Source organism: Vibrio hangzhouensis (assembly GCF_900107935.1).
Lineage (GTDB): Bacteria > Pseudomonadota > Gammaproteobacteria > Enterobacterales > Vibrionaceae > Vibrio > Vibrio hangzhouensis.
The window spans coordinates 60,079-85,459 of the sequence record NZ_FNVG01000006.1; the positions used below are offsets into that span (position 1 = coordinate 60,079).

At 45.1% G+C, this 25,381-nt stretch carries 27 protein-coding genes and 1 pseudogene; 12 read left to right on the top strand and 16 right to left on the bottom strand.

Annotated elements, in window-relative coordinates:
- The first annotated feature begins 31 nt into the window (after window positions 1-31).
- The gene (locus tag C4S60_RS07970) at window positions 32-820 is read left to right on the top strand and encodes a lipase family protein (RefSeq protein ID WP_103879815.1); all 789 of its coding nucleotides are present in this window, start codon (window positions 32-34) and stop codon (window positions 818-820) included.
- 310 nt (window positions 821-1,130) lie between these two features.
- Window positions 1,131-1,922, top strand: coding sequence for an EAL domain-containing protein (locus C4S60_RS07975; protein WP_103879971.1), 792 nt, complete (start codon window positions 1,131-1,133; stop codon window positions 1,920-1,922).
- On the opposite strand, the gene C4S60_RS07980 is transcribed toward C4S60_RS07975, so the two are convergent.
- Window positions 1,919-2,737, bottom strand: a complete 819-nt coding sequence (locus C4S60_RS07980; protein ID WP_103879816.1) for a hypothetical protein — start codon at window positions 2,735-2,737, stop codon at window positions 1,919-1,921. The genes C4S60_RS07975 and C4S60_RS07980 overlap by 4 nt on opposite strands.
- 142 nt (window positions 2,738-2,879) lie before the next feature.
- Between C4S60_RS07980 and C4S60_RS07985 the strand changes: the two genes are divergently transcribed.
- Genes C4S60_RS07985 through C4S60_RS07995 form a run of 3 tightly spaced genes read left to right on the top strand, consistent with a single transcriptional unit; the run spans window position 2,880 to window position 4,372 of the window.
- Entirely contained in the window at window positions 2,880-3,572 is a 693-nt protein-coding gene (locus tag C4S60_RS07985) for an AzlC family ABC transporter permease (protein ID WP_103879817.1), read from the top strand.
- A complete protein-coding gene (locus C4S60_RS07990; protein ID WP_103879818.1) occupies window positions 3,569-3,886 on the top strand; it encodes an AzlD domain-containing protein in 318 nt (105 codons plus the stop codon). The genes C4S60_RS07985 and C4S60_RS07990 overlap by 4 nt, the downstream gene beginning before the upstream one ends.
- 18 nt (window positions 3,887-3,904) lie before the next feature.
- Window positions 3,905-4,372: a DUF3429 domain-containing protein gene (locus C4S60_RS07995; protein WP_160111347.1), complete on the top strand. Its 468-nt coding sequence runs from the start codon at window positions 3,905-3,907 to the stop codon at window positions 4,370-4,372.
- Here the strand turns inward: C4S60_RS07995 and C4S60_RS08000 are convergent.
- Together C4S60_RS08000 and C4S60_RS08005 are read right to left on the bottom strand one after the other, a co-directional pair.
- The gene (locus tag C4S60_RS08000; protein ID WP_103879820.1) at window positions 4,365-4,754 is read right to left on the bottom strand and encodes a nitrous oxide-stimulated promoter family protein; all 390 of its coding nucleotides are present in this window, start codon (window positions 4,752-4,754) and stop codon (window positions 4,365-4,367) included. The genes C4S60_RS07995 and C4S60_RS08000 overlap by 8 nt on opposite strands.
- 1 nt (window position 4,755) lies before the next feature.
- Window positions 4,756-5,235 (bottom strand): LabA-like NYN domain-containing protein, encoded by a 480-nt coding sequence (locus C4S60_RS08005; RefSeq protein ID WP_103879821.1) that lies wholly within the window; start codon window positions 5,233-5,235, stop codon window positions 4,756-4,758.
- Window positions 5,236-5,362: 127 nt separating this feature from the next.
- Here C4S60_RS08005 and C4S60_RS08010 point away from each other — a divergent pair, with 127 nt between their 5' ends.
- Window positions 5,363-5,824, top strand: a complete 462-nt coding sequence (locus C4S60_RS08010; RefSeq protein WP_103879822.1) for a DUF4174 domain-containing protein — start codon at window positions 5,363-5,365, stop codon at window positions 5,822-5,824.
- A gap of 6 nt (window positions 5,825-5,830) precedes the next feature.
- On the opposite strand, the gene C4S60_RS08015 is transcribed toward C4S60_RS08010, so the two are convergent.
- Together C4S60_RS08015 and C4S60_RS08020 are read right to left on the bottom strand one after the other, a co-directional pair.
- Window positions 5,831-6,484, bottom strand: coding sequence for a potassium channel family protein (locus C4S60_RS08015; protein WP_103879823.1), 654 nt, complete (start codon window positions 6,482-6,484; stop codon window positions 5,831-5,833).
- Window positions 6,485-6,501: 17 nt separating this feature from the next.
- The gene (locus C4S60_RS08020) at window positions 6,502-7,020 is read right to left on the bottom strand and encodes an NUDIX hydrolase (RefSeq protein WP_103879824.1); all 519 of its coding nucleotides are present in this window, start codon (window positions 7,018-7,020) and stop codon (window positions 6,502-6,504) included.
- A gap of 181 nt (window positions 7,021-7,201) precedes the next feature.
- Here C4S60_RS08020 and C4S60_RS08025 point away from each other — a divergent pair, with 181 nt between their 5' ends.
- Both C4S60_RS08025 and C4S60_RS08030 read left to right on the top strand, forming a co-directional pair.
- Window positions 7,202-8,683: a DUF3943 domain-containing protein gene (locus C4S60_RS08025; protein ID WP_103879825.1), complete on the top strand. Its 1,482-nt coding sequence runs from the start codon at window positions 7,202-7,204 to the stop codon at window positions 8,681-8,683.
- Between the two features lie 169 nt (window positions 8,684-8,852).
- Window positions 8,853-9,104 carry a DUF333 domain-containing protein gene (locus C4S60_RS08030; RefSeq protein WP_103879826.1) on the top strand — a complete coding sequence of 84 codons (252 nt, stop codon included), beginning with the start codon at window positions 8,853-8,855 and terminating at the stop codon, window positions 9,102-9,104.
- 91 nt (window positions 9,105-9,195) lie between these two features.
- On the opposite strand, the gene C4S60_RS08035 is transcribed toward C4S60_RS08030, so the two are convergent.
- Window positions 9,196-10,284 (bottom strand): ketoacyl-ACP synthase III, encoded by a 1,089-nt coding sequence (locus tag C4S60_RS08035; protein ID WP_103879827.1) that lies wholly within the window; start codon window positions 10,282-10,284, stop codon window positions 9,196-9,198.
- A 180-nt stretch (window positions 10,285-10,464) separates the two neighbouring features.
- Between C4S60_RS08035 and trxC the strand changes: the two genes are divergently transcribed.
- A complete protein-coding gene (gene trxC / locus C4S60_RS08040) occupies window positions 10,465-10,899 on the top strand; it encodes a thioredoxin TrxC (protein ID WP_103879828.1) in 435 nt (144 codons plus the stop codon).
- A gap of 18 nt (window positions 10,900-10,917) precedes the next feature.
- Here the strand turns inward: trxC and C4S60_RS08045 are convergent, their stop codons facing one another.
- On the bottom strand, window positions 10,918-11,823 hold the full coding sequence (locus C4S60_RS08045; protein WP_103879829.1) for a helix-turn-helix transcriptional regulator: 906 nt from the start codon (window positions 11,821-11,823) through the stop codon (window positions 10,918-10,920).
- Window positions 11,824-11,895: 72 nt separating this feature from the next.
- Between C4S60_RS08045 and C4S60_RS08050 the strand changes: the two genes are divergently transcribed.
- Window positions 11,896-13,278: an MATE family efflux transporter gene (locus tag C4S60_RS08050; protein WP_103879830.1), complete on the top strand. Its 1,383-nt coding sequence runs from the start codon at window positions 11,896-11,898 to the stop codon at window positions 13,276-13,278.
- Between the two features lie 64 nt (window positions 13,279-13,342).
- Here the strand turns inward: C4S60_RS08050 and C4S60_RS08055 are convergent, their stop codons facing one another.
- Together C4S60_RS08055 and C4S60_RS08060 are read right to left on the bottom strand one after the other, a co-directional pair.
- Window positions 13,343-14,332 (bottom strand): zinc-binding dehydrogenase, encoded by a 990-nt coding sequence (locus C4S60_RS08055; protein ID WP_103879972.1) that lies wholly within the window; start codon window positions 14,330-14,332, stop codon window positions 13,343-13,345.
- A gap of 45 nt (window positions 14,333-14,377) precedes the next feature.
- Window positions 14,378-15,265: a LysR family transcriptional regulator gene (locus C4S60_RS08060; RefSeq protein ID WP_103879831.1), complete on the bottom strand. Its 888-nt coding sequence runs from the start codon at window positions 15,263-15,265 to the stop codon at window positions 14,378-14,380.
- 253 nt (window positions 15,266-15,518) lie between these two features.
- On the opposite strand from C4S60_RS08060, the gene C4S60_RS08065 reads away from it, so the two are divergent.
- Entirely contained in the window at window positions 15,519-15,887 is a 369-nt protein-coding gene (locus C4S60_RS08065) for a MaoP family protein (protein ID WP_103879832.1), read from the top strand.
- A 119-nt stretch (window positions 15,888-16,006) separates the two neighbouring features.
- Here C4S60_RS08065 and C4S60_RS08070 read toward each other — a convergent pair whose 3' ends face one another.
- From C4S60_RS08070 to C4S60_RS08100, 7 genes and pseudogenes are all read right to left on the bottom strand, one after another.
- Complete coding sequence (locus tag C4S60_RS08070) at window positions 16,007-16,444, bottom strand: ATP-dependent zinc protease family protein (protein WP_103879833.1); 438 nt, start codon at window positions 16,442-16,444, stop codon at window positions 16,007-16,009.
- A gap of 4 nt (window positions 16,445-16,448) precedes the next feature.
- Window positions 16,449-17,468 carry a succinylglutamate desuccinylase/aspartoacylase family protein gene (locus C4S60_RS08075; protein WP_103879834.1) on the bottom strand — a complete coding sequence of 340 codons (1,020 nt, stop codon included), beginning with the start codon at window positions 17,466-17,468 and terminating at the stop codon, window positions 16,449-16,451.
- Window positions 17,469-18,374: a 30S ribosomal protein S6--L-glutamate ligase gene (rimK, locus tag C4S60_RS08080; RefSeq protein ID WP_103879835.1), complete on the bottom strand. Its 906-nt coding sequence runs from the start codon at window positions 18,372-18,374 to the stop codon at window positions 17,469-17,471.
- A gap of 495 nt (window positions 18,375-18,869) precedes the next feature.
- Window positions 18,870-19,883 carry a UDP-glucose 4-epimerase GalE gene (galE, locus tag C4S60_RS08085; RefSeq protein ID WP_103879836.1) on the bottom strand — a complete coding sequence of 338 codons (1,014 nt, stop codon included), beginning with the start codon at window positions 19,881-19,883 and terminating at the stop codon, window positions 18,870-18,872.
- A 100-nt stretch (window positions 19,884-19,983) separates the two neighbouring features.
- Entirely contained in the window at window positions 19,984-21,396 is a 1,413-nt protein-coding gene (locus C4S60_RS08090; protein WP_103879837.1) for an FAD-dependent oxidoreductase, read from the bottom strand.
- 254 nt (window positions 21,397-21,650) lie between these two features.
- Window positions 21,651-24,083: an ABC transporter permease gene (locus tag C4S60_RS08095; protein WP_103879838.1), complete on the bottom strand. Its 2,433-nt coding sequence runs from the start codon at window positions 24,081-24,083 to the stop codon at window positions 21,651-21,653.
- Between the two features lie 3 nt (window positions 24,084-24,086).
- A pseudogene (locus C4S60_RS08100) lies at window positions 24,087-24,659 on the bottom strand (ABC transporter ATP-binding protein); the annotation flags it as partial.
- 100 nt (window positions 24,660-24,759) lie between these two features.
- Here C4S60_RS08100 and C4S60_RS08105 point away from each other — a divergent pair.
- Complete coding sequence (locus tag C4S60_RS08105; protein ID WP_103879840.1) at window positions 24,760-25,368, top strand: arylesterase; 609 nt, start codon at window positions 24,760-24,762, stop codon at window positions 25,366-25,368.
- Window positions 25,369-25,381 lie beyond the last annotated feature (13 nt).

Below are 25,381 nucleotides of genomic sequence, written 5' to 3' on the forward strand. Positions count from 1 at the left end.
TAGTAAGACATTGGAATTTGCTTAAGTCACTGTGAAAAGTTTAAAAAGATACCAGTATGAGAAGTATGCCGTTCTCTGTAACCTCGCCTACCCCCGAGTTTTTAAGCAAACCCGATATGGCTTCGATCCAAACGGGCAACGCGTAGTCGCTAATCGGTTTGGAAAAACCGTAGTAAGAATTCTTTGGAGCAAAAACAAAGAAGAAGCCGTCATAGTGATTAAAGGCTCCCACTGCATAAGTGATTGGTTGTTAAATCTTGCGATGTGGCAACGTTCATGTAAAAACTTTGGACTCAACTACTCAATCCATGCCGGCTTTCATTTTATATTGAACCAGGAAAGCCAGCCTACCCACAATAAAGATACCCTAGGCTTAAGCCTGTTCGAAAGAACCGTGGAGATTGCCAGCGAACTCATCAACAGCGGCAAACGTATCACCATCACAGGACACTCTTCAGGTGGGGCAATCGGGTGCGTCATCGCAGACGCTCTTGAACTATCTCACCCTAAGTCCATAAAGCGAATAGTTACCTTCGGTCAGCCTGCGGTGGGAGGTTATAAGTTCAAACGACAATTCAAATTAGCTCATAAAACCTATCGAATTTGCTGTGATTTAGACATCGTTACCTTCCTCCCGCCTTTCCCGCTGCTCTATTGGCACGTTGGAAAAATGCTCTGGCTCTATAATGGTCGGATTTACGAAAACACTCCGTCAATTGTTCGTCTGGGGCGCTCTATTGTTTCCTGGGTTATTCGTCCATTCTCATATCATTTAATGAGTAAATACATTCGCAACAAGGACTACTTTGACAACCGATAAAGTGCGACTTGCATCAAATATCTGGCAATAATCGCCAATAAACAAACGATTACATTCAAGAAAACATAGCTAAAATAAATATGACTGAGATCAATCAACTACCGTCTGAAAATGCAAGCAAATTGTAATTTTGAGCGCTTTATTCTTTTTCTTAGCTCTCAACGCTATAAAATGATACTTAATGCAGGTAGGCGTCAAAAATGTTACGAATTTTCAGTGACTTTTATCACAAATATCATTCATTTGGAGTATTTGACTTCTCTGCTGACCATGACATGATGACGCCAGTTTCCATCAATTTTGCCTAATGATGCTCTTAACCGATAGACACCAGTTCGCTCAGCGAATCCGTGTAGACCACAGCGGTTGTTACGCTGCGCAGTACAAGGATTACACGCTCAAGAGTGTATTTCAGCCAATCTTCAACAGAAGCAACGCTGTTATCGGAATGGAAGCATTAGTGAGGCTTTTCGATAAAAATAGCCAGCCTGTTCCCCCCGCTCTGTTTTTCCAGAACAAGCAAGTTTCGCTGGTTGATCAATTAAATGTAGACAGACTCAGCAGAGCCATTCATTTACGTAACTTCAGCATGTCTCGCTATCGCGATCGACTAATTTTCCTTAACTTCTTGCCGATTTCAAGTGAACGACTTGCTGCGGAAGGCTTGAAGTCATCTTTGCTGATGTCACGCCTTAAGGCGCTACAAATAGACGCCAGGCGTGTCGTTGTCGAGTTAGTGGAACTGACTGCTTTCAGTTCTCAAACGCTCTCATGTGCTGCGCGCCACTTGAACGAGGAAGGTTTTCTCATCGCCATTGATGATTTTGGTTGCAAGGAGTCTAATCCTGAACGCGTTGCAAAGGTAAAACCAAACATCATCAAGTTAGACCGTCAATTATTACAAGACTACATGCAGGGCTCCCAAAGCGCACTGCTTGACGGTATTGCTCTAGCACAACAGTGGGGTGCGAAAACAGTAGTAGAAGGCATCGAAACCCAACAACAACTCGAAGCAATGCATGCTTTGGAAGTCGATTTTTTTCAAGGCTATCATTTAGCCATGCCTCAAGAACTACCTCCATGCCTCAAACAGGTGATTTAGAATCGTTTTCCAAGCATAAATGTCACGCCTTCGCGAGTTTTACCACTTTGAGCCATTAGCGAGGCTTCCCAGTTATCGGTAAATTCCTTTTGCATCCCAACCATTGTTGACCAGCGACTTGAGGATTGGGTTGCGCTAAAGCGTATGTCGCCCAACTGGCCTTTCAATTGGCGCTGGTAGTCTTGATATTGTCCACCCACTACGATTTTCCAGCCGCTGTCGCCAATGTGAAATCCAACTAAAGGCGTCACCACCAAAGCATCTAAGCTCACACCTACTCCTGATACAGCAGTAGAAACATACTGGGCGTCTACCGTGGTAAAGAACTGTTTATGACCGTACGCTAAAGTCGTACCGATTGAACTAATGGTTGAAGTGGTCGCCATGCCATTCATCTCCAACCGTTCAAGATTACCGTTCGAAAAATCACTGACACCAATCGAAATGTCTGATGATGTCACGGCTTTACCTATCATCGCATTAAATCCCCAAAATGGCAGAATCCAAATATCACCTCTCACCGCAACGATACTGGTCGTATTGACGGTTTGACTGGCACCATTGGGCAGAACATCTCCTACCGACTCACCGTCAACTTTAAAATCAGCTAGATTCATGAGATCTTCCTGCTGATGCGTGAACAATGAAATTCCCAGAGGTTTTGGTAGTTTAATCCCCATGTCTCTGAGTCGATCTCCGAAAAATGGCAGAGCACGACCGTAGTCTTCATCTTGATGATTCCGATTGATTGGTAAAGTGTCTTGTGCCAACAAAGGTGTATTCAACGTCGCCACCAACAAGAGCAGTTTTTGCATGACTTCCGGATCTTTATCACATTTTTTAACAGGTTGGTGATAATACCAGCGCAACTTGGACAAAAATAATTCCGATTTTGTATACCACGCCCTTGAAAACTCGTCGACGCAATACAATTTCATGCATACAAAGGAGTGTTTAATGCGTCAATATTCGTCTAAGTTCATGGCATTACTAAACGGAACCCTCGCCATGATGCCATTGAGCCTGGCAGTTATGCCCTGGGGGTTTCTCGCTGGTTCATTTGCCATAGATTCGGGGTTAGCACCTCTTGAGGGGCAAGCCATGAGCGCCATTTTATTCGCAGGGGCTGCACAATTGGTTGCTATGGGCATGATTAAATCCGGCGCCTCTCTGCTGACAATGGTCATCACTATATTCTTTATTACGTCGCGCCACTTTCTTTATGGTCTTTCGATGCGACCGCATATTGCCGATTTACCCTTTCGCTGGCGTTTTACACTCGGTTTTTTGCTAACCGATGAACTGTTTGCCTTATGTGGTCATCAAAGTCCAAAAAAGTTTGATCCCTGGTACGCATTAGGTGCTGGTGCATCCTTCTATCTGATCTGGAATATCGCAACATTGGTAGGCATCGTGATTGGAGCGCAAATCCCTGATTTGCAGCAATACGGACTAGAGTTTGCTGTCGCTGCCACATTTATCGCCATTGTTGTTCCCACAATTAAGTCTTTGTCAGTGCTGTTGGCGGCGGCATCAGCGCTTTTTGCCTCTGTTGTATTTGCTCTGCTTGATGTAGAAGTTGGGCTTGTACTTGCTAGCCTGATTGGTATGACAGTTGGGTATATCACCGAGGAGAAAAGCCAACGATGACTTATCTCGTTATTCTAGTGCTTACTCTGGTAGTTTTTATCAGCCGATATCTATTCTTAGAACCCAGAGTCCCCCTAAGGTTGAGTAGTGGTGCACAACGTTTCCTCAGCTACGCAAGCCCGGCTGTTCTGACGGCTATCTGGGGACCCATTGTGTTTCTTCCTCACGGAAAACTGGCCTTATCAGATAACTTACCTTACTTGCTGGCCGCTCTGTTTGCCGTGGTATTAGCATTAACAACAAAGAACGTTTTATTTACTACCATCATTAGCATTGTCGTATTTCTCGTCTTAAACTTGTTAGTATTCAGCTAGTAACAATAAGGAATGCCCATGGACGGTGTTGGTCAGAGTCGAACTGAGCAGCTGATGGCTTGGCTTGGATACTTAGGATTGCTCCCTTTTGCCTTGTGTATCGTCAGCTTTGACCCTGATGCGCAGATTTTTGGGCTCAATGCACGATTGGTCTTTGTTGCTTACAGTGGGATCATCTTAAGCTTTCTATGCGGTATCCTTTGGTCTCATGCTTTATCATCCAGTGATCACGCCATGTCTTTCCCCTTGTTACTATTAAGTAACCTTATCTGCCTTATGGGCTGGTTGGTCATCTTGATTGCACCGGCACAGTTTCAACTGGCTCTTGTGGTAACGCTTTTGGGGTATGGCTGCGTGTGGATGTTAGAGCGGATTAAAACCAATGCAATGGGCGATAATTTTCCTAAATCCTACCATACACTACGCAACCACTTAACTCTGAGCGTAGCGATCGCACATATTATCGCCCTCGCTGGTGCTAGCTAGTTGACTTCGCTTTGCGTTTCGAGCGATTAGATTGACCTGCTTCGGGCTTTTTAGGCACGTCTCTTCGTTCGTGCAATAAGTGCCTTATCGAAAGGATCGGATGTGGTATTAGCATCCTTGGGCCAGAGTAACGCATGACCGCTTTCATTTGTTGCTTTTGCTCTGGTTTGTAGCAGTGAATTGGACACTTATTGCACGTTGGCTTGTTCTCGCCATAAGGGCAACGGTCTAATTTTGTCTCCGCGTACAGCAACAATGCCTCGCAATCACTGCATAGCTTCTCACTCGCGTGATTCTGCTTACAGTAGATTTCCATCATGGCCTTAACCGTTCTAAATTCTGTTTCGAGTGCGCCGTTTAGAATGCGACTTGCTTTGCTCATTTTAATTGCCTATCAACAAAGAATGCTCGATCTCTATATAATCATCCGCAGCTTCGATAAGATGTTTCGCGGTTAAACTGCGAACCCCAACTACTGACACTTTAGTTCCAAAGCGCTGCTGAATTCGTTCAACCAGGACCTGAAAGTCCCCATCCCCAGAAACCAGTATTACCCGGTCAACATCTGATGCAAACTCGTAAACGTCCAGCGCAAGTCCCACATCCCAGTCACCTTTTGCACTGCCATCGGAACGCTGAATGAAGGGCTTAAGCTGAACGTCAAATCCGATACCACGCAAAATGTGGTGAAATTGCCTCTGCTTAGGATCAGATGAAGAAATAGCATACGCTCTGGCAATGTCTATCTGAAATTGTTCACTAAGATGTGCCCAAAGCGCATTGTAATCAAAGCGCTGGCCAAACGCCTGTCGTGTTGTGTAATAAACGTTCTGAACATCCACAAAAATCGCAACTGATTCCATATCATTCCTTAACCATAACTTTCCGCTCATAGTAACAGATTTAATCTGTCTTGAATTTAGCAATAGAAATCTCAATAGCTAAAATTAACGTATACAGAAGCAAGAACGCGCTTCTGAGGAGTCGGTAATGAATATCGTAAAATATAGTCTGGCTGTGTCGCTGCTCAGCTCTATGGCATGGGCCTACCCCGAATATGGTTCTTCCTATCATGAAGACTCTTATCACGGGTTTTCACATCGTAGCGTAATCTATTTTGCACCAAGCAAGGACGAGTTAGTCAATCGGTTCCTTCTTGGTACTCTCACCAATGAATGTGAACTCGACGAACGAGACGTTATAACTTTGGTCATCACTAGTGATGGCTATTCATCTCCCACTTGGGTAAAAGACACGTTTGACTACTCTACTTTGATAAAGATGTATGACGTGGAAGAAGGGGAACATGCTGCCGTCTTAATCGGTAAAGATGGACGTGAAAAGTTACGCTGGGAGGGTGAAACAGACTGGATTAAAGTGAAACAAACTATCGACTCTATGCCCCTTCGACAAGCTGAGATGAAAAGAGCAGCAAGCCGCTGCTCTATCTAATCTCAGCTACTCTTTTTGAGCCAAATGACTACTCACCAGACTCGCGACCATGATAGCGAGGTAGAAACTGCCAGTTATAGCCTCAAGGAAAACAAAGAACTTTGGTATAGCTAATGTAGGAGAAATATCGCCGAACCCCACTGTCGTCAGTGTAATAAAGCTAAAATAGATTACTTCGAACAAATTTTCCATCCAAGGCTTGTTTTCCAGCCCATTAAAGGGCGCAACAAAAAGCTCAAGTTGTATCAAGTAGATAAACGCAAAAGAGAGTCCAAACAGCAGGTATACGCAAATGGACCCTACAATCTGATTGAGCGTGACCTGCTTAGGCATCATAACTTGTTTAAGTGCCGAAAATGTCTGCGCTAGCACAAAAAACAACAAGGCAAACATCGTCACCAATGATAAATCATAGTCTTCGAATAACGAGATAACCCCTGACACGACTACCACGGTAATCATAAGAGCATACCAGGAACGATAGAAAACTTGCTTTCGGTGAACGCCCACGATTGATGTCGTCATACATAACACAATAAGCGCTAAGACGTAGTCCTGCGCATCATCTTTAAACTGATGGACAACAGCACTGACAAAGAACAGTACCAACATCGAACCAAGTAGAAAGAAGAAGTTATCGTCTTTTGTCACTAACTTCATAGGAACCCTCCGTCAACTTACAGCATTTCTTTTGCAATAAGATGCAACAGGTATGTTTCCCTCTCAATACTCATACCCTTTTTTTCGCTCTCTGCAATGGTTTTTTCATTAAACGCAATCGCTTCGTGGATATTGACCCACAAAGGTTTCATACCGTTCTTGACCTCATAGTCCTCATAAGCGGTTTCGCCCAAGTCCCTATCGACTTTACATGAATAACAATACGAAATCATGTGCATTACGTCGGCATCATCTTTATACCAGGGTCGAAATTCCTCATAGATACCAAATGGCTTGATCGCATGAATATTGGTCGCACCTGTCTCTTCTTCAAGTTCGCGCACCATTCCCGCAATCACATCTTCTCCGTCATCCAGACCGCCACCCGGTAGTGAATAGTCGTGATAGCGCTCGGTATACAAAAGTAGAATATTTTCGCCATCGATAGCGATGGCACGTGTGGCATTGCGTTTAATGATCTTTTTATCGTCTAAGTGATCAATATCCGGATGAATGGCGGTGGTAATTTGTCTCATGTATAGCCTGATACTTTGTGATATTGCGAGAAGTTTATCACATAATTCACGATTTACACTTTGTCACAGTTTTCTGAACGACCGTGAAGGACTAACATTTATGAACGCTGTATTATTGCCGCTTTCGCTTAAAGGGAAGTTAAGCAACAAGTTTCCAAACTATTATTAAGCTATTCTAAACATGAACTTTTATCCATCGCTTGTCTTCTCCGCTGCCGTTTCTTTAACGCCAGTCGCTTTCGCCGAACCGACCAATTCCGGTCCGATTGAGTCGAACAGTCCATTATCACAACAACACTTTTATCAACAAGCTACTGAGCAAGAAACCACTCTGTCCGGTGACGACTTACTGTCTCAATCAGCATCATTCAATGAACTTGGCTATCATTCTATTTCCACTAACAGTAGTTTTGAAGAACTTCGCATTGCTGGTGCGCCAGATAGTTACACCGACTTCTACTCATCTCCGTACAGAGTTTCGCTTTTTAATCCTCAAAATGGGGAAGACAGCGAAAGACTCTGGTCACAAACCAAGTCAATTTTTGCCTATGGCGTTGGTGTTGCAGGAGTATTAGCTTTAATGCCTGAGTCGATTACCAACTGGGAAAAAGATGACATCAAACTTATGAACAAGTGGTGGGACAACGTCAGAGCCGGCCCGGTTTGGGACAGAGATGATTTTGTTATCAACTACATTGGTCACCCCTATTTTGGTGGTGTGTATTACCAAGCAGCGCGTAAGTCTGGTTACAGACAATGGGATGCATTTATGTATTCTGCTCTTATGTCTACCTTCTACTGGGAATATGGTATTGAAGCTTTTGCAGAAATCCCCTCTATTCAGGATCTTGTCGTCACCCCTACGTTAGGTTGGGTATACGGTGAATGGGCATTTAATAAAGAAAAAGAAATCCGCTTAAGAGGTGGAACTGTATGGGGTTCAGACGCTCTTGGGTCAACCGCCCTTTTCTTCCTTGACCCCGTTGACAGTCTTGGTCGCGGCGTCAACAACGTCGCAGGGAGAGAGGTTGTGAAAGCTGGAACCGGCTTTGTTGGCGTTCATTCCAACGTTCTCAGAAACGGCGAGGTCGAAACCAAGTATCAGATGCAGGTTCAGTATGCCTTTGGTGCAGGAGACACTGATGACAGCTTGAAGCGTCGACAGAAAAAAAACTACACTCAATTTTCGGATGATCCCGTTACCTACGGTATTGTGGGCTTAAGTGCAGGATTCAGCTACCCGAAACTGGACAAAGATCGTAACCTAAAGAACGACTTTGCACCGGCTTTCACACTTGGTTTGTACTTCACAGAACAGTTCTCGACCCGATTAGGTTATATGCAGGGTAACTATGAATCTACCATAGATAACCAAAAGCATATCTACGAAAACTACAGCTTAGATATTCAGTACTATTTACTACCAGGCAGTACACTTAAACCCTACTTGAACGCAGGTGTGGGTGAAGCCATGATCGATAAAAACAGAGACACAAAAAAACTACAATGGAACATAGGTACTGGTATTCACTATTCAATGAACGCCAACTGGTCACTCCAGGCCGACTGGAAATATGCCTACCATCGTAATTCCGGTGCACGTGACCACTTGCTTGGAACTCGCCTGATTTATCGATTTGGTGAAGGTGATAAGTTCATATAGAACGTGCAGGTGACCTTATCACGTTACCCTTTTCCTGAAGCAGTGTGGGAAATGATGAAGCTAATACGTACATAACAGTAAAAGTTAAATAATTTGACCTAATCAAAACACTTTTTTCTCGAAATCTCCTACACTTAAGCGTAAGTCCTAATTCCAGCTAGGAGAAAAAATGAAAAAAGTACATTGGATGATTAGCGCTTTGGCGGTGGGTATCATGGCTGGCTGTGCAAGCGAACCTGATAAATACGATGTTGACGAGATTACGTTTGAAAGTGATCCTGCTTATATCTACTGTGTTGAACAGGGACATAAGATTGAACGCTTCTCGGAAGGTGGTAAACGAGTACCTTATTGCGTAATTTCCGATGATGAACGCTACACGGTCTGGGACTACTACGAGAAAAGAACCGAGAACCAATAAACTCAGGAACCCGCATAGAATCTCAGAACCCGCATAGAAGAAAGGCGCTAAATACATTTAGCGCCTTTTTTATTAACTCATTCAACCATCATTATTTTGCTGGCTTGTTTTTGCAATGTTCAATAGCATTCTGCATCAGCTCAAGCGCTGACTTATCGCACTCAGGTAACGTTGCATCACTCAATGAAACAGGTTCGACACGCTCACCCCATTTAATGTGGCCAGCTCCCCACGTCAAACCCGCACCAAAAGCAGCAAGTAGCAAGTCGTCACCAGGCTTAATTTTGCCTTGCTCCAACGCCTCACAAAGAGCGATTGGCACAGTCGCAGCAGACGTATTGCCGTAGTTCTGAATGTTGACAAATGCTTTGTCTTGCTCGATTCCAGACAGGTCACACAATGTCTGGATGATGCGGATGTTTGCCTGGTGAGGGATAACGACATCGATGTCATCTTTAGTCAAACCTGAACGTGTCAATACCGTATTTGCAGCCGCACCCATGCCTTTCACCGCACGTTTAAAGATCTCTTTACCAATAAAGTTGAAATCAAAGAAACCATTGTCCGCAGCGAAACGCTCCATCGAAGTACCAAACTTAGGCACAGAAAGAATATCGCGACCTTTAGCATCGCAACCAATTTGTGCATCTTGCAAACCAACTTGCTTCTCTGTACGGCTGAGAACAGCTGCACCCGCACCATCACCGAAAAGAACAGCAGTGTCGCGCTCGCTCCAGTCAATGAAGAACGAAAGACGCTCTGCACCGATGACTATCGCGTTTCGATAGTTGCCCGATTGAATCAGCTTTGTTGCCGTTTCTAAACCGTAAACAAAACCTGTACAGGCAGCATTGAGGTCGAATGCCGCTGCCGCTGGAACACCCAGATTTTGCTGAACGCGTGAAGCGGTATTTGGGATCAAAGAATCAGGTGAACAAGTCGCAACAATGATTAAATCGACTTCGTCGGCAGTAATTCCCGCACATGCCATTGCATGCTTTGCGGCGACGGTTGCCATCTCTGAGGTATTTACATGACTAATACGGCGGTTTTCGATACCGGTACGAGTCCTAATCCACTCATCCGATGTCTCCATTATAGTGCTCAGATCATCATTTGAAAGAATTGCAGGTGGAAGGCATTTACCCCATCCACTAATTTCGGCGTAAAAAGTTGTCATTCTAAACCTATTTTTTTATAGTTTTCGTCAATCAGGATAAGCAAAAAATATCAATCATACGGCATTCATAATTCTTGATTATTCCTTGCCTATCCTGACTATTGAAGGATCGAGTATACTCATATTCCGAGGTTCAAAGAAGTCTGAATTCAAAATTTCATCTCTTGGTTAGGAGCTTAAATGTCTACTATTACTGCACGTTGCCCATCTTGTCATGGACTCAATCGCCTCCCTGCAGAGCGAATTTCTGAATCACCAAACTGTGGACGCTGTAAAAGCTCACTGCTTGATGGTGCACCAATTGAGGGAACTGCTGACAACTTCACTGCGCTGTTATCAAGCCAGCAACCTGTCGTTGTCGACTTTTGGGCCACGTGGTGCAACCCTTGCGTGGGATTTGCGCCAGTCTTTGAACAAACCGCACAAGAGCGCAAAGGCCAGGTACGTTTTGTAAAAGTGGACACCGAACAGCAACAACAAATCGCCGCTCAATATCAAATCAGAAGCATCCCGACCATTATGGTATTTAAAGGCGGTCAACGCGTTGATGTTATTAATGGTGCACTACCAAAAACTCAATTTGACCAGTGGTTAAATCAAGCACTGACGAAATAATGGTCAAGCGCTAGAACTCTAGCGCTCACCTTCTGCCTGCTCCATCACTTGCTTGCGGTATCGGCTGGGAGAGCATCCCACATGCTTGGTAAAACGGTGAGTAAAATTAAAGGGATCTTTGTATCCTAAACGCTCAGCGATCATCGAAATAGTCCAGTCATTGTTACGAAGCAAATCACAGGCTTTCTCCATTCTCAGGCTGATTAACCTGGCTCTGGGAGACATGTCGTACAACTGCTTACATATTCGAGCCAGTTGCTCTTCACTAAGAAAGGTCTTCTGCGCCATCATTTTCACCGTCCAGGGCAAATGCAGCTGACTCTCAATCTGACTAAACAAGGCCTGAACACGAATCGTGGAATCTGTGGACTGGGGCTCGAAGCCCGTCACCATCTTGCAGACCTCCCCGACGAGCAGTTTTCGATAGCTCGCGCGCCCATCAATTTCGTGATAGAGCAATGTCATAAGTGCCCAAATTTTTTCACATCCATGGAACGAAAACACTTTTTGCCCCAAGTCCGACATAGATTGCCAACGCGGCGTTGCTTTCGGCAAGAACCAGATCATACGCCAGTGTTGATACTGTGGATTGATCTCAAATCGATATGGCGTGTGGGCGGGTAACACAACGATAGAATAAGGTTCAATAGGCGCAACGAACTCTTCCGTCACCAAAACACCTCCCCCTTCTATCGTAAAGAGTATGGTATGAACATCAATGCCTCTGCGCTCAACATGGTAACCCTCCACTAGATTGGCCATTCCAGCCATGAATATGTCCTCTGCGACAAACTCTGGTATATCGCTAGAGGACAAGAAACGCTCCTCACACTCATCAGACAGATAGACCTCATCGATCCACTCAGTTTTGCTGTCATATCGCTCAATGACGGATTTGCACAGGTTTTGTCTATTTTTGAACATGGTCTTGGATACTCGTTTTTTTTATATTACTCCCGAATTACATGATTCACATCACATTTACGGAGGGCAGCAATGACAACTAAAAACTATCTTAAGTCATCTAAGAACGCTACTCAAAATCATATCTTGACGTCGGTCGTTAAACTCGGTTTTCCGGTCGCCATCCAAAGTGCCCTAGTGGCCATTTTGGCGTTAGCGGACGTGCTCATGGTTAGTGATTTTGGTAAAGAAGCGACAGCAGCTGTAGGCATTGCCTCCAAGTGGCATTTCGTTGCGATCATGATTATGGCTGGCATGGCTTCTGCAAACGGAGTGTTGGTTGCACAATACTGGGGCCGAAATGATAAACGCAGTGCCAAAACCATCACGCAAATGTCGATGGAGTTTGGAGCAAAGTTACTTGTACCCGTCACTCTCGGTATAACCTTATTTTCCAGTTTCATTATGACACTGCAGACTAATGATGCAACTGTCATTGAGCTAGGTTCGACCTACTTATGGTATGCTTTTCCGGTACTTATCCTTACCCATGTAGTAATTGTTGCCGAATCTGGCATGCGCTCATCAGGTGACGCCGTCACACCACTGGCGTTGGGTGCCGTCACTATCGTGATTAATATCGCCCTCAATTTCTGGTTAATTAAAGGCGGTTATGGTGTGCCACCGATGGGAGTAGCCGGCGCGGCATTAGCCACCACAATTTCCCGGCTGCTTCAGGTTATTTTCATCTGGGGTTTCCTCAACTATCGTCAGCACTGGTTGCTACGTGAAAAGAAACTAGAAAACACGCAACGTCTTTGGAACTCATATAAAAAGTTGGCCGTACCGACCACACTTAATGCTATTTTATGGGCAATGGGTACACTGATGTATCAGGTCATTTTTGGCCACATGGGAACCACTGAACTGGCTGTATTCAGTATGATGGGGCCATTTGAATCTCTCTGTTACTCACTGTTCTTCGGAATCTCAGTCGCTTGCTCAATCCTACTAGGACAATCTTTAGGCAGGGACGAGTTTGAACAGGCATTCAGCATGTCCCAGTTCTTTATTAAAGCGGTGTTTCTGTTTGGGATTATCACTGGTGCTATGCTACTACTCGGGCGTGAAGTGATCCTAAGTTGGCTTAACTTAACGACTTCTGAGCTATATCCGCTCGCGGCACCTGCGATGATAATTTTATGCTGCGCCATCTGGCTACGAATGCTAAACCTGATTATCATCAACGGTATCCTGAGAGCAGGTGGTGATAACAAGTTCTGCTTAAGAATGGACTTCATCGCAATGTGGGTCGTGGGCCTACCTCTCAGTGCGACTGCCGCATTCATCTTTGGCCTTGAGTTTAAAGTGGTATATGCCTGCATGCTAGCAGAAGAGGTAGTAAAATTTGGACTCTGCTTCCATCGCTACCTAAAGCGCTACTGGATGAACAACCTCACCATCGCCAACGCTTAATAAGCTAATACACCCAAAAAACCGAAAACGTCGCCAGATTTAATGTCTGAGCGGCGTTTTTTAATCACCTGCTAAGTGACACGACAATTTTGCCGACAGTCCTTTGGCTTCTTAGTTGTTTTAGTGCATCGCCTGCCTGTGATAAGGAAATGACCTGTATTCTCGGAACGGTGATCATGCCTTTCTCTAGCAGCATGTTAAAACGCTCACCAGTTTCCACAATATCGTTCATCCCGGTAGGACCATTGACGTGACCAGAACCAAGACTAAGTTGATGAAAGGTAAGTCCTTTCAAAAATGCATCTGGATAACGCTCGGGACGCGTTGGTTGCACCAGCTCAACCATTTGCCCTTCAAACCCAAGTACAGATGCACAAAGTATGTCGCTATCTCCCCCAACGCAATCTAATGACACGTCCACACCCAGACCGTTCGTCAACATCAACACCCTATCGACGACATTCGCGTTTCGATAATCGATGGCATCCGTCGCACCCAGCATCCTAACGAAATCATGGTTAGCTTCACTGCAGGTCGTGATAATTTTACCAACACCATAATATTTGGCGAGCTGGATTGCGAAACTTCCTACACCACCTGAACCACCAGCGATAAATATGCTCTCTTGCTCTTCAATGGCTAATCTGTCAACCAACGCCCTCATTGCCGTCCATCCGGCACAGGGCGTTGCCGCAGCAATAGTACTATCCACTTTAGGGTGACGAGTCAGTGTTCTCGCATCGTGAATCGCGTATTCCGCTAATCCACCGTGGGAACGCCGCATATTGCCGTGATATAGAACCGAATCACCGATGTTCCAACCAGTAACCTTATTTCCCAGTGCGACTATGACGCCTGAAACATCCAATCCAGGGACAAAGCTATCATCCATCCTGAACGCCAGAGATTTCCACAGATGTATTTTGGCATCCACCGGATTAAGGCCAATGGCAGTAACGCGCACAAGCACATCGTAATCAGTCTCAAGTTCGGGGATGTCTAATTGCGTAACCACAAAGTCGTCACTCGCTGCGTGGTAAGTTAAAGCTTTCATCATGACTCCCCCTTGACTCATCACACCGATTCAGAGCACCTGTTATTACTCGATGTTTTCACCTGCTTGCTGCATCAAATAAGATGTTGTCGGTTCGATTGTATTCACCAACTTCTCAACCTGATGTATCGCTTCTAAAGACGTGCTGTTCTTCCGGTAACTGATAAACAGTGGACGAGTCCACTCCTCAGCACCCTCAACAATGGTAAGCTGCCCTGAATCTAAGAATGGTGTTACCAGAGATGAAGGCAGATATGCACAACCACCTTTCTCCAACACAAAATCTAGTGCAATTCTTCCTGTCGATGTTCTTAAGTATGGTGCTGGGATGTTTCGGTGTCTATCAGCATGCTCGAACGCAAATTGGGTACCCCAGTCCACGTAAACATACTTATCATTAAACGCATCATCTAGCGTTCTTTGCTCCGTTGAAACAAGTACCAAAGTAAGCTCTGCAATCTTATGACTGTTAAACTCTTCGACTTTAAACGGATCAAACGAAAATGCGACGTCTAAGGTACGCTCCAGCAACTTTCGGTTCAGTTGCTCACGTCCCAGTGACTCTGCCACAAAACCGTAGCCAGACAAAGATTCCGTCACGATACTCAGGCAGTTTTGCAAATAGGCATCCCAGATATTAGGCGTTCCCGCAATGGTTAATTGCAATGCTTTGTTGCTCTCCAGTGAGAGGTCAAATGTCGCCTGTTTCAGGGTTGACACCATCACTTCAGCATAACCGACAAGCCTTTGCCCTGCAGAGGTCAATTGTATGTTGTTACGATGTCGGGTAAACAAGCGTGTGTCAAAGTACTCTTCCAACTGCTTGATACGTGCACTCACAGCAGCCTGTGTTATGTATAGATTTTCCGACGCGCGACCAAAATGCTTTTCCTTCGAGACTTCGAGGAATGTTTGAAAAACTTTTACATCCATAAATAACTCTTATGCGGATCCTAACTTGTTGAACCAACATAAAGTTGGTGCAGTATTTTGTCATAGTTGCGTTTAACTAAGCATAAATAAATTTTGTTCTTTCGACAAAAACAATTCGTTTCCTTTCACGCAAATTTCGCACTATTTTCACAATCGAACCAACACGGGATTCTACGGTTTAACGACTTTCATTCGATTGTTGCTAAGTCACCTGAATTACCTTGCTTTACTACCTATTTGCTTTGAGGTCTCTATGACTGAAACTCAATTTCGCCACGGCAAGAAACGTTTTTATGATGCAGCGAAGTTTCCACGCGGTTTTGCAAAATCGGGAGATTTTACACTTTTAGAAGAAGATATCTTGGTAACCTACGGTGAAACCATGCTTGCGCTAGAGCGCGGAGACATCACACCGGAGAACGCCGAAGAGAAACACTTCACTAAAGTGATAACGAATCCGAGCAAAGCGAAATCTAAGTTAGAACATACCTGGCTTAAATACGTTCGCTTAGCGCGCGGAAGACGAACGTTTCACACTTTAAATAGTAAGTCCAAGTTCAACGACACTTCGAAAGACTATGACTATGAGATAGATAACGACGATGTTATAGAGCCAGCATAAGTATTATGTTCTTTCTTCCTAAACGTCAAAGTAGAGCCTAGTGCTCTACTTTTTTTGTCGTTCCCCAACATAAAAAAAGCCGCTCGAAAGCGGCTTTTTGACGAATACATTCAAGACGATCAATCAATGAGGAAAGCTCGGCTTGGGTCAACGTAAACCTTATCAGCCATCGCTTCTCGTCCCAACAACATCATATATGACATGTCCTGACGATTGCTAAGGGTTATTTCGATAGGCCACTCTCTATCACCTAGCCTGAACAAGGTTTGAATCACACAACGCTGCTCAGAATCACCGTTCGATGACTTAATACGTCGTGAGTCGTGTATCAGAGATTCACAATGCACGATTTCGTCCAAGTGATAAATATCCGGATGAAGATCATACTGAACAAACAATCGGCCATCTCTCTTCACACGCTTCAGGTTATCAACGTGCAGCGATGAAGTCTTTGCCCCAGTATCAATACGAACTTCCAGATCGAAGATGCCCAACTCCGGAAGACTACATACTTCCAGATTGCCAATGATCATTCTGTCGTTATATGTATTTGGCATAGTCTTAAATACTCGGCTCAACAGGAACAATCGACTCTTGCATGATTTCGATGTGTTCAAATACCTCTTCTGCGCTGTCTCCAAAATACGCAATGTGATACATAGCTTCCCCTTCCTGTACTAAAGGAATGTTCTGCTTGCCAATGATGATCCCCGCTCGGTTTGAGGTTACATGGCTGATATTGTTACCCAATGGACCATTGATATCTGCAAGAATGTCACCTTTTTCAACCATGGCACCCAACTGCACATACTCTTTTACGAAACCGCTTGCATCAGCACGAGTCCAGTCACTACGGTTGGCGATAAAAGGTTCTGTTTTTGCCTTCGATACGCGTTTGCGGATCATTCCCAGCGCTTTCAGAACACGAATCACACCTTTTACGCCGGTCTGAATCGACAGCTCATCAAAACGCAGTGCTTCGCCTGCTTCATACAATAGCACTCGTGTCCCATTGTTGACCGCAGCTTCACGTAACGACCCATCACGAATGTTCGCATTGAGCAACACAGGAACCGCAAAAGCTTCAGCGAGTCGCTTTGTCTCTTCGTCTTCTAAATTAGCTCGGATTTGGGGCAAATTCGAGCGGTGTATTGCGCCTGTATGTAAATCAATACCGTAATCGCAATGTGACACGATGCTTTTCAGAAATGTATGTGCGAGGCGACCGGCTAATGAACCTTTTTTTGACCCCGGGAAACATCGGTTTAAGTCTCGGCGATCCGGCATATAGCGGCTCTGGTTCAGCACTCCATACACGTTCACCATAGGAACGTAAATCAACGTTCCCTTTTGCAATTTAAGGTGCTCTCCAATGAGTCGGCTGATGATTTCTATACCGTTAAGCTCATCACCATGTACAGCGGCACTGACGAAAACCACCGGCCCCTCTTTCTTTGATCTGACGACCTGCACTGGTATTGATACTTCAGCATCTGTATAAAGCTTCGCTACTGGTATATTGATGTCTTTACGCTCTCCCGGGCGTATCTCTACGCCCGCTATGACCAGCTCTTTTGCCATTTATCCACGTCCTTTGGTTTTATTGTTGTGTGGCTTAGCGTTCTTCTCAATAAACGAGTAGATAAGATCCGCCACATCTTTTCCTGTTGCGTTTTCAATACCTTCCAGACCTGGTGAAGAATTCACTTCCATGACTACAGGGCCATTTTTTGACTGAAGGATGTCGACACCACACAGGTTGAGCCCCATCGCTTTAGCCGCATTGACCGCAGTGGCTCTCTCTGCTTTAGACAACCTGACCAATTGAGCTGTGCCACCTCGGTGTAAATTGGAACGAAATTCCCCTTCCGCTGCCTGACGTTTCATCGCGGCAATCACTTTCCCGCCAACTACGAAACAACGAATATCAGCACCGTTCGCTTCTTCGATGAACTCCTGGACGAGAATGTTCGCTTTTAATCCCATGAATGCTTCAATAACACTCTCAGCCGCTTTATTGGTCTCAGCCAATACGACACCAATACCTTGTGTCCCTTCGAGAAGCTTGATCACCAAAGGCGCGCCACCCACATTTTTAATCAAATCCGGGATGTCATCTGGCTTACTTGCAAAGCCTGTTCTTGGCAAACCAATACCTTTGCGTGACAGCAACTGTAGCGAACGCAGTTTGTCACGAGAGCGGCTGATCGCCACTGATTCGTTGACGCAAAATGTTCCCATCATTTCAAACTGACGAACCACAGCGGTACCGTAGAAAGTAATAGATGAACCAATTCGTGGAATCACCGCATCGTATTGCGGCAACTCTTCTCCCATATATCGGACCTTAGAGTTACTGCTTGTGATATCCATATAGCAATGCAGCGTATCTATGATATCGACTTGATGTCCCCTCGCTTCCCCTGCTTCTTTCAGGCGGCGAGTTGAGTACAAGTTTTCGTTGCGAGATAGAATCGCAATGCGCATGGCAGTATCCTCTTAATTAGGTAATTTGATCTATGGGTGATAATGACCGGTATCGGACGACCGGAAAGAGCGTGCACCTTAAGAGTTTAGACAATAAAAAGAAAACGAATGTTATTGATCTTAACGACAACTTTTCTTTGTCGTTATTTATGCAGATTTTAGATATAAAAAAACCGGCCTAAGCCGGTTTTTGTTAATAATTTCATTCTATTAAAAGGTATGTAACAAAAATGTTAGAATGAGAAATTATTTGTTCGCCATTTCTTTCTTAACCATTACTACGGCCGCTACAACGAAAGTAATGATGAGTGCTAACTCCATTGAGTTCCCCTTATATCAAAAAGTAATTTTACGAATAGAATTAAGTGCTGTACCCATTTTATCAAATATTCAACAAGATAATACTTTTTATTCACGCCATAAGGAGACATAGATCAAAAAAAGGCGCTTTTTGCGCCTTTTGGTTAAAAAATCGGGTTAAATGTTAAAAAACCTTTATTCCGGATAGCCGTTCGGGTTTTGAGATTGCCACTTCCAACCATCAGCCGTCATGTCTTGCAATGTCCGTGTCGCTTTCCAATTCAACTCCTGATTGGCTTTGCTTGGGTCAGCCCAACACTCTGCAATATCACCAGGCCTGCGTGATACGATTTTATACGGTACAGGTTGACCACTTGCCGCTTCAAACGCTTTAACCATATCCAGTACACTTGACCCGTTTCCGGTACCAAGGTTGTAAATATGCAGTCCTGCATTGCCGGACAAGGTTTTTAACGCAGCGATATGACCATCTGCCAAGTCCATCACATGGATATAATCGCGAACACCTGTGCCATCATGAGTCGGATAGTCATTACCAAATACTGATAAGAACTCACGACGTCCCACGGCTACCTGAGACACAAATGGCATCAGGTTATTCGGAATCCCCTGCGGATCTTCTCCCATTTCTCCACTCGGGTGAGAGCCCACCGGGTTGAAATAGCGCAGTAGAGTAATTGTCCAGTCGGGATTGGCTTTATGGAAGTCGGTCAGGCACTCCTCAACCATTAACTTACTGCGACCATACGGATTTGTCGCACTGGTAGGAAAAGATTCAGTAATCGGGACTGACGCAGGGTCACCGTAGACGGTGGCAGATGAGCTAAATACCAGATGCTTCACACCTACTTCTCTCATCGCATCCACAAGAACTAGTGTGCCATTTACATTGTTATCATAGTACTCCAGCGGTTTTTCAACCGATTCGCCAACCGCTTTCAGGCCCGCAAAATGAATAACTGAAGTAATTTGATGTTGCTTTAACGCATTGATAAGCTGAGCCTTGTCTCGCACGTCACCTTTGATAAAGACCGGACGCTTACCCGTGACTTTCTCGATACGCTCAAGTACTGCCGATTTCGCATTATATAGGTTATCGAAGATAACGGGTGTCATTCCCGCGTTAATCAACTGTACGCAAGTGTGGCTGCCAATATAACCTGCACCACCTGTTACTAACACATTCATTTACTAACTCCTTGTTTTTCTACAAAGGATTATATGCAATCGGTTAATAATTGCGATACTGAAAGCTAAGATTTATCCACGTTTACTCTTAAGCGCCCGATTAATAAGCAATAGCAAGCGCCTCTGGGTATCCCCGCTCCAGAGCAATTTGCCTGGCTCGTTTCTCGATAGATTCCGCACTTTGGCCCCACGAGTCATTTCCGTCACCTTCGCCATCCAATCCAAACCAGGCGTGATTAATATTTTTTGCCGCCAACAGCGCAGATGATGCTTTTACTATCTCAAGTCTAGCGTAATTTTCCCCCTCAAAACTGACATCCGCAGCTCTTAAGCTCGGATCATCCCCTGGAATCTGTTGTGCACCATACAATGGTGTTCCAGCAGGTTCTGCACTACAAAAAGCAGGGATGTACTGAGACAAATGTTCTATTGCTCTGTTTGAGCGTTGAGTCTGTACTTCAACTGACCAACCCTTATCAATTTTATTGGCTAGCTTTGTGGGTAATCTAGGCTGGGCGCTGTCGGCGCTGGATCTGACCAATCCCTGATTAAATAAAGTGATCTCATTGGTCATTCCGTGTAACTGAAAAAAGCCGTTAGGGTATGGCGTTAACTGAGCCATTCCTTGTGGTGTCCCTCTTTGACCATGAAAAATCACCTCAGGCCACTTTTCAGTTTGATGAGCCGTCCATTTAGTCACGTATGCTGCTTTAAACTCCACCATCCGCTGGCGCGAGAAGTGTAACTGATCGTCAATCGTGCCAGTCCTGAACCCACACGCATTAATCACATAGTCAAAATCCTCGGCTCTTCCCCCAGAAAGCGCCAACGTAAAGCCATTTTCTCGTCGTTTAACAGATTTGACAGGTTGACCGGTGTAAATAGCCAAATTATCCAATTGTTGCGCTGCAAGTTCGACAGAAGCTGCCACACGAAACAAGCTCAGGCCATATTCCTGCACGACATAAACCGGATATTTGAGTTTTTCCAGGTCGGTATGCTTAGCAAACGGAATCAACCAGTCCTCTATCGATTCTGGTTTCTTTGGAGCCTGCCGTTTAGCCAGTTCTTTAAGCTGATGATAATCAAAGCCATGAAAGTAATCTTCAGGGTTCCCCAAAACTGCATTCTTAGCATCTCTGGCAACCAAAGCGTGATAACTTTCCCTAAGAAGTTCCAGTCTTGGCAATAATGCTTTGGGAGAACCAGAGTCGTGTTGTGGTACAGCGATGACCGTTGGGCGTTTATTAATCGTCGAAGGAAAAAAGTTCACGAACTCGATAGATTGATGGAGTAAATCCGTACATTGCTGTTGAGAGAGTTCTCGGTACAAATTGCCACCAGCATGAAGGTGACAAATCGGTGGGCCACTGACCAGATTGGCATTCTTTTCAAATAGCGAAACAATAAGTCCCTTCTGAGCCAGATAGAGAGCAACTGTCGACCCCGCGACACCGCCTCCAATAATTGCAACTCTTTTACCGCTGGTTGCCACCGCAAAATCTCTGTTCATCACTCAGTTACTGGGGTAATAAAGATGCCTAATTCTAACCGTATGAATGACCAAAAAAAATCACTATTTTTGTGATGTTTTTTCTTGACAGATATTCGGTGAATAACTTGATTCGGCTGTTAAAAAGTAACGAATTACGCCATATCACCGATAAATCAACGGTTACAGTTTTTTGTTGTTGAAATTACTATCGAGTTATCCAAGACTTTATCCACCGATTTTGTGGATAACTCATCAAAATCGGTGGCTAAGTATTAAGCAAACTGCTTCTGGCTGGTAGTAAGCATTTGTCGAATCAATGAAAATAGAACCATGGCCAGCGTAACGAAAGCGATTGCCGGAACCGCGAGCCAAGTGGATAAATGCCAGCTCCAGGGCAACTCGAAACCAAATGTCATAATAGAACCTACAACCATTTCAGCTCCTAAGGTCGCCACCACACCCGCAGTGATCGCCATTATTCCATACTCTGCCCATATCGTTTGTACAATCCGCTTACGACTGGCACCCAGTGTACGATACAAACGAATCTCGGCTTGCCGTTGAGACAGACTGAGCCTGAGTAAAGTAAAGATCAGCAGTACACCCGCCAGTACACCTAACGCAGCCAGAACCGTGATCGACCAGACTATCTGACTCAGGAGGCTCTGAATCTTTTCCCCCATCAGACGAATATCCATTAAGCTAACTGTTGGATGATTTCTCGACAACTCCCCTATTAAGGTATTGTCTTTGTCTTCTAACCTAAAGCTGACTAGCCACGCACTGGGTATCTTCTCAAGTACATCCGGAGTAAAGATAAAATAGAAGTTAGGTTTCATATCACGCCACTCGACAAATCGAATAGAGTTCACCTTAGCTGAAATCTGTTGACCATTGATGGTAAAACCGAGCACATCGCCTATCTGCAAATTGAGATTGTCCGCCACATCTTTCTCTACCGATACACCGTTGCTCTCAGTCCACTCCCCTGAAAGTACATCGTTGTAGGTAGGCAGTGCAGACGCATAAGTGAAATTCAATTCACGGCTCAGTGCATCTTCTTGCTCTACCCCGGGTTTCTGGCGTAACTGCGCGTCTTCACCGTTGATTTCTGTCAAACGCCCTCTGGAAATGGGGAACGCCTGAGAGCGTTGAATACCATTGCTATCGAGGACCTCAAGGTAAGCCTGTTTTTCATACTCCGCAATGTTAAGTGCAAACGCGTTTGGCGCATCGGGGGGTAATGTGCGCTGCCAGTCGCTAAGAAGATCACTGCGAACCAGCCATATGGTGGTCAGGAGCATAAGAGACAGACCCAATGCGCCATATTGCAGCCCGGTATGACGTTTACTGCGGTTGATGCGACTTACCGCCAGTTTCATCGACACAGGTAATGACAGCTTGGACAGTAGATAAGTAAACACGACGCTGATCGCACCCAAAACCAGAAACAATCCTACAATCCCAACTAAGACTATCCAGACCAGCTGGTTATCTCGATAGGCAATTAGAAGAGGTACAATCGGCACCAATACCAGCAGGTGGATCCACCCACCACGTTTTTCATCAACACTTTGCAACACCTCCACTGACGATACCGATATCAGTTTATAGAGTGGGATACCCAGTGCCGGAATACCGATGAGCAGACTCGACATCACAGCTAAAACCGCAGGCCGAACGCCATAACCTGGTAACGGTTCAGGAAGCAAGTCGGTCAACGGAACTCGCAGCAGAGATTCCAATGCCATACCCAAAACAAGCCCGGCTACGATAGCCAACGTGACCAAAAATAGAGTTTGGATCGATAGCCAACGAATTAACCAATGTTTGCTGGCCCCTAAGCTCTTCAGCATAGCGACCGTCTGGCGACGACTCTGCACATAGTTTTGGCAGGTTAAAACCAGGGTTGTAGCCGCCATAATAATGATAATGGCAACAGTCAAAGAGAGGTATTGAGTGGTACGATCAAAAATGTCGTTCGTTCTGCTGCCGGAACTTTGATCGCGCCAGCGATCACTTGGCGTCAGTTCGATTTTTTCTTTCAACTGATTGATTCGCCCTTCATCTCCCACCAGATAGGCTCTGAACTGTACCCGACTGCCAAGTTGAATTGCACCGGTTTGGGAGACGGAGTCCTGATGAATATATGCAGTGGGCATCTGCTGGAAAGGATTGAAACTGATACCAGGTTCCTCCAGTATCACACCACTGACCAACAGATCGGCGTCACCAACAGTGACAACGTCACCCTCCGTTACGTTTAACTGCTCTGCTATTCTCGTATCCAGCCACAACTCGCCAGGCTGTACCTCGTATCTGTTTCCCTGACTTGAACCTAAAGTAAGCTGCCCTCTTAACGGAAATCTACCGTCCACCGCTTTCACCGTAATCAACTGCATGCCTTCATCACTGAATGCCATCGTGGCAAAGCGGGTATAATAAGACGTGTCCAGTCCTGCACCGTCAATGTAAGATAAGTTGCGCTCAGAAATCGGGTTAGCAGAGATATAGACTGTATCCGCTGTCAGAGCGTCCTTCCCTTGTTTAACAATTACCTGCTCCATGCGTTCGGCCAACGCAGCCAAACCGAAGATACAAGCGATGATCAACGTGAGAGATATCGCTATTGGCCAGAGCTGGCCCTGTCGAATTTCATCGACACTCCAGCGCATCAGTCGTGTATTCAGTCCTTGATGCTTCATTGGTCACTCCTGTTCTAACTTACCAGCGCTCATGTGAAAAATGCGGTCACAGCGCTCAGCCAGAGTCTGATCATGAGTAACCAGAACCAACGTTGTTCCGTGCTTCCGGTTTAAGTCAAATAGCAATTCGATAATCTTGTGAGCGGTGTTCTGGTCCAGGTTCCCTGTCGGCTCGTCAGCAAAAAGAATTTTAGGACTGGTCATAAATGCTCGGGCAATAGCAACACGTTGTTGCTCACCGCCAGACAGTTGAGACGGCAAATGATCCATACGATGCTCCAAACCTACTGCCTCCAACAGTGCTTTGGCTCTGGCCTCATCTTCCTGCTCCCCTTTAAGCAAACATGGCAATGTGACATTACCCAACGCCGTTAAACTGGGAATCAATAAAAAACTTTGGAACACAAAACCGAGATTTTCGCTGCGAATTTGCGCTCTGGTTTCATCATCCAAATGTGAAATGGGATGGCTCAAAAGTTGAATTTCTCCCTCTGTGGGTACATCCAATCCAGCCAGTAAAGTCATTAAAGTCGACTTACCTGCTCCAGAAGTACCAACAATCGCAATACTCTCACCCTCTTCGATCGACAGATTTACATTCTCAAGGATTGTTAAATGCTCTGTTTTCGTAGACACTACTTTGGTTACAGATTCAGCTTTGATTATGGAAGAACTCATGATTCGGCAACTTTCCTTCTTGTTTATAATTGTAATTTCCCTGACCCCTTTCCAATTAAAGGCGGCATCGTTACTTATTCTCGGAGACAGCTTAAGTGCAGGATACAACATGAGGGTGGATCAAAGTTGGCCCTCAATGTTATCGGATGCCCTCTCTAGTGACGAGCAATCGTATCAAGTCATCAATGGCAGCGTCTCCGGCGATACCACTGGCAATGGTCTAGCCAAGTTACCCGGTCTTCTGGCCGAGCACAATCCAGACTATGTACTTATCGAACTAGGTGCAAATGACGGCTTACGTGGTTTTCAACCCAATATCGTTAAGAAGAACCTGGCGACACTCATCCAAATGAGCCAACAGTCAGGAGCCAAAGTGCTATTGATGCAGATACGAATTCCACCTAACTATGGAAAACGCTATACCGCTTTGTTTGAAGCCATCTATCCGTCATTGGCTGAAGAAACCGACACGCCTCTCATTCCGTTTTTCCTTGAGCAGGTCATCGTTAAACCAGAGTGGATGATGGAAGATGGACTGCACCCTAAACCGGAAGCTCAACCATTTATCGCTCAATTTGTCGCCGACAGCCTTCAACCTCACCTTTAAACTTGTCTTTCGG

What these genes read in the sequence shown, in the direction of transcription:
- C4S60_RS07975 (WP_103879971.1), top strand. Translation starts at nt 1,131, where the DNA reads ATGCTCTTAACCGATAGACACCAGTTCGCTCAGCGAATCCGTGTAGAC.
- C4S60_RS07980 (WP_103879816.1), bottom strand. Translation starts at nt 2,737, where the DNA reads ATGCAAAAACTGCTCTTGTTGGTGGCGACGTTGAATACACCTTTGTTG.
- C4S60_RS07985 (WP_103879817.1), top strand. Translation starts at nt 2,880, where the DNA reads ATGCGTCAATATTCGTCTAAGTTCATGGCATTACTAAACGGAACCCTC.
- C4S60_RS07990 (WP_103879818.1), top strand. Translation starts at nt 3,569, where the DNA reads ATGACTTATCTCGTTATTCTAGTGCTTACTCTGGTAGTTTTTATCAGC.
- C4S60_RS07995 (WP_160111347.1), top strand. Translation starts at nt 3,905, where the DNA reads ATGGACGGTGTTGGTCAGAGTCGAACTGAGCAGCTGATGGCTTGGCTT.
- C4S60_RS08000 (WP_103879820.1), bottom strand. Translation starts at nt 4,754, where the DNA reads ATGAGCAAAGCAAGTCGCATTCTAAACGGCGCACTCGAAACAGAATTT.
- C4S60_RS08005 (WP_103879821.1), bottom strand. Translation starts at nt 5,235, where the DNA reads ATGGAATCAGTTGCGATTTTTGTGGATGTTCAGAACGTTTATTACACA.
- C4S60_RS08010 (WP_103879822.1), top strand. Translation starts at nt 5,363, where the DNA reads ATGAATATCGTAAAATATAGTCTGGCTGTGTCGCTGCTCAGCTCTATG.
- C4S60_RS08015 (WP_103879823.1), bottom strand. Translation starts at nt 6,484, where the DNA reads ATGAAGTTAGTGACAAAAGACGATAACTTCTTCTTTCTACTTGGTTCG.
- C4S60_RS08020 (WP_103879824.1), bottom strand. Translation starts at nt 7,020, where the DNA reads ATGAGACAAATTACCACCGCCATTCATCCGGATATTGATCACTTAGAC.
- C4S60_RS08025 (WP_103879825.1), top strand. Translation starts at nt 7,202, where the DNA reads ATGAACTTTTATCCATCGCTTGTCTTCTCCGCTGCCGTTTCTTTAACG.
- C4S60_RS08030 (WP_103879826.1), top strand. Translation starts at nt 8,853, where the DNA reads ATGAAAAAAGTACATTGGATGATTAGCGCTTTGGCGGTGGGTATCATG.
- C4S60_RS08035 (WP_103879827.1), bottom strand. Translation starts at nt 10,284, where the DNA reads ATGACAACTTTTTACGCCGAAATTAGTGGATGGGGTAAATGCCTTCCA.
- trxC (WP_103879828.1), top strand. Translation starts at nt 10,465, where the DNA reads ATGTCTACTATTACTGCACGTTGCCCATCTTGTCATGGACTCAATCGC.
- C4S60_RS08045 (WP_103879829.1), bottom strand. Translation starts at nt 11,823, where the DNA reads ATGTTCAAAAATAGACAAAACCTGTGCAAATCCGTCATTGAGCGATAT.
- C4S60_RS08050 (WP_103879830.1), top strand. Translation starts at nt 11,896, where the DNA reads ATGACAACTAAAAACTATCTTAAGTCATCTAAGAACGCTACTCAAAAT.
- C4S60_RS08055 (WP_103879972.1), bottom strand. Translation starts at nt 14,332, where the DNA reads ATGAAAGCTTTAACTTACCACGCAGCGAGTGACGACTTTGTGGTTACG.
- C4S60_RS08060 (WP_103879831.1), bottom strand. Translation starts at nt 15,265, where the DNA reads ATGGATGTAAAAGTTTTTCAAACATTCCTCGAAGTCTCGAAGGAAAAG.
- C4S60_RS08065 (WP_103879832.1), top strand. Translation starts at nt 15,519, where the DNA reads ATGACTGAAACTCAATTTCGCCACGGCAAGAAACGTTTTTATGATGCA.
- C4S60_RS08070 (WP_103879833.1), bottom strand. Translation starts at nt 16,444, where the DNA reads ATGCCAAATACATATAACGACAGAATGATCATTGGCAATCTGGAAGTA.
- C4S60_RS08075 (WP_103879834.1), bottom strand. Translation starts at nt 17,468, where the DNA reads ATGGCAAAAGAGCTGGTCATAGCGGGCGTAGAGATACGCCCGGGAGAG.
- rimK (WP_103879835.1), bottom strand. Translation starts at nt 18,374, where the DNA reads ATGCGCATTGCGATTCTATCTCGCAACGAAAACTTGTACTCAACTCGC.
- galE (WP_103879836.1), bottom strand. Translation starts at nt 19,883, where the DNA reads ATGAATGTGTTAGTAACAGGTGGTGCAGGTTATATTGGCAGCCACACT.
- C4S60_RS08090 (WP_103879837.1), bottom strand. Translation starts at nt 21,396, where the DNA reads ATGAACAGAGATTTTGCGGTGGCAACCAGCGGTAAAAGAGTTGCAATT.
- C4S60_RS08095 (WP_103879838.1), bottom strand. Translation starts at nt 24,083, where the DNA reads ATGAAGCATCAAGGACTGAATACACGACTGATGCGCTGGAGTGTCGAT.
- C4S60_RS08105 (WP_103879840.1), top strand. Translation starts at nt 24,760, where the DNA reads ATGATTCGGCAACTTTCCTTCTTGTTTATAATTGTAATTTCCCTGACC.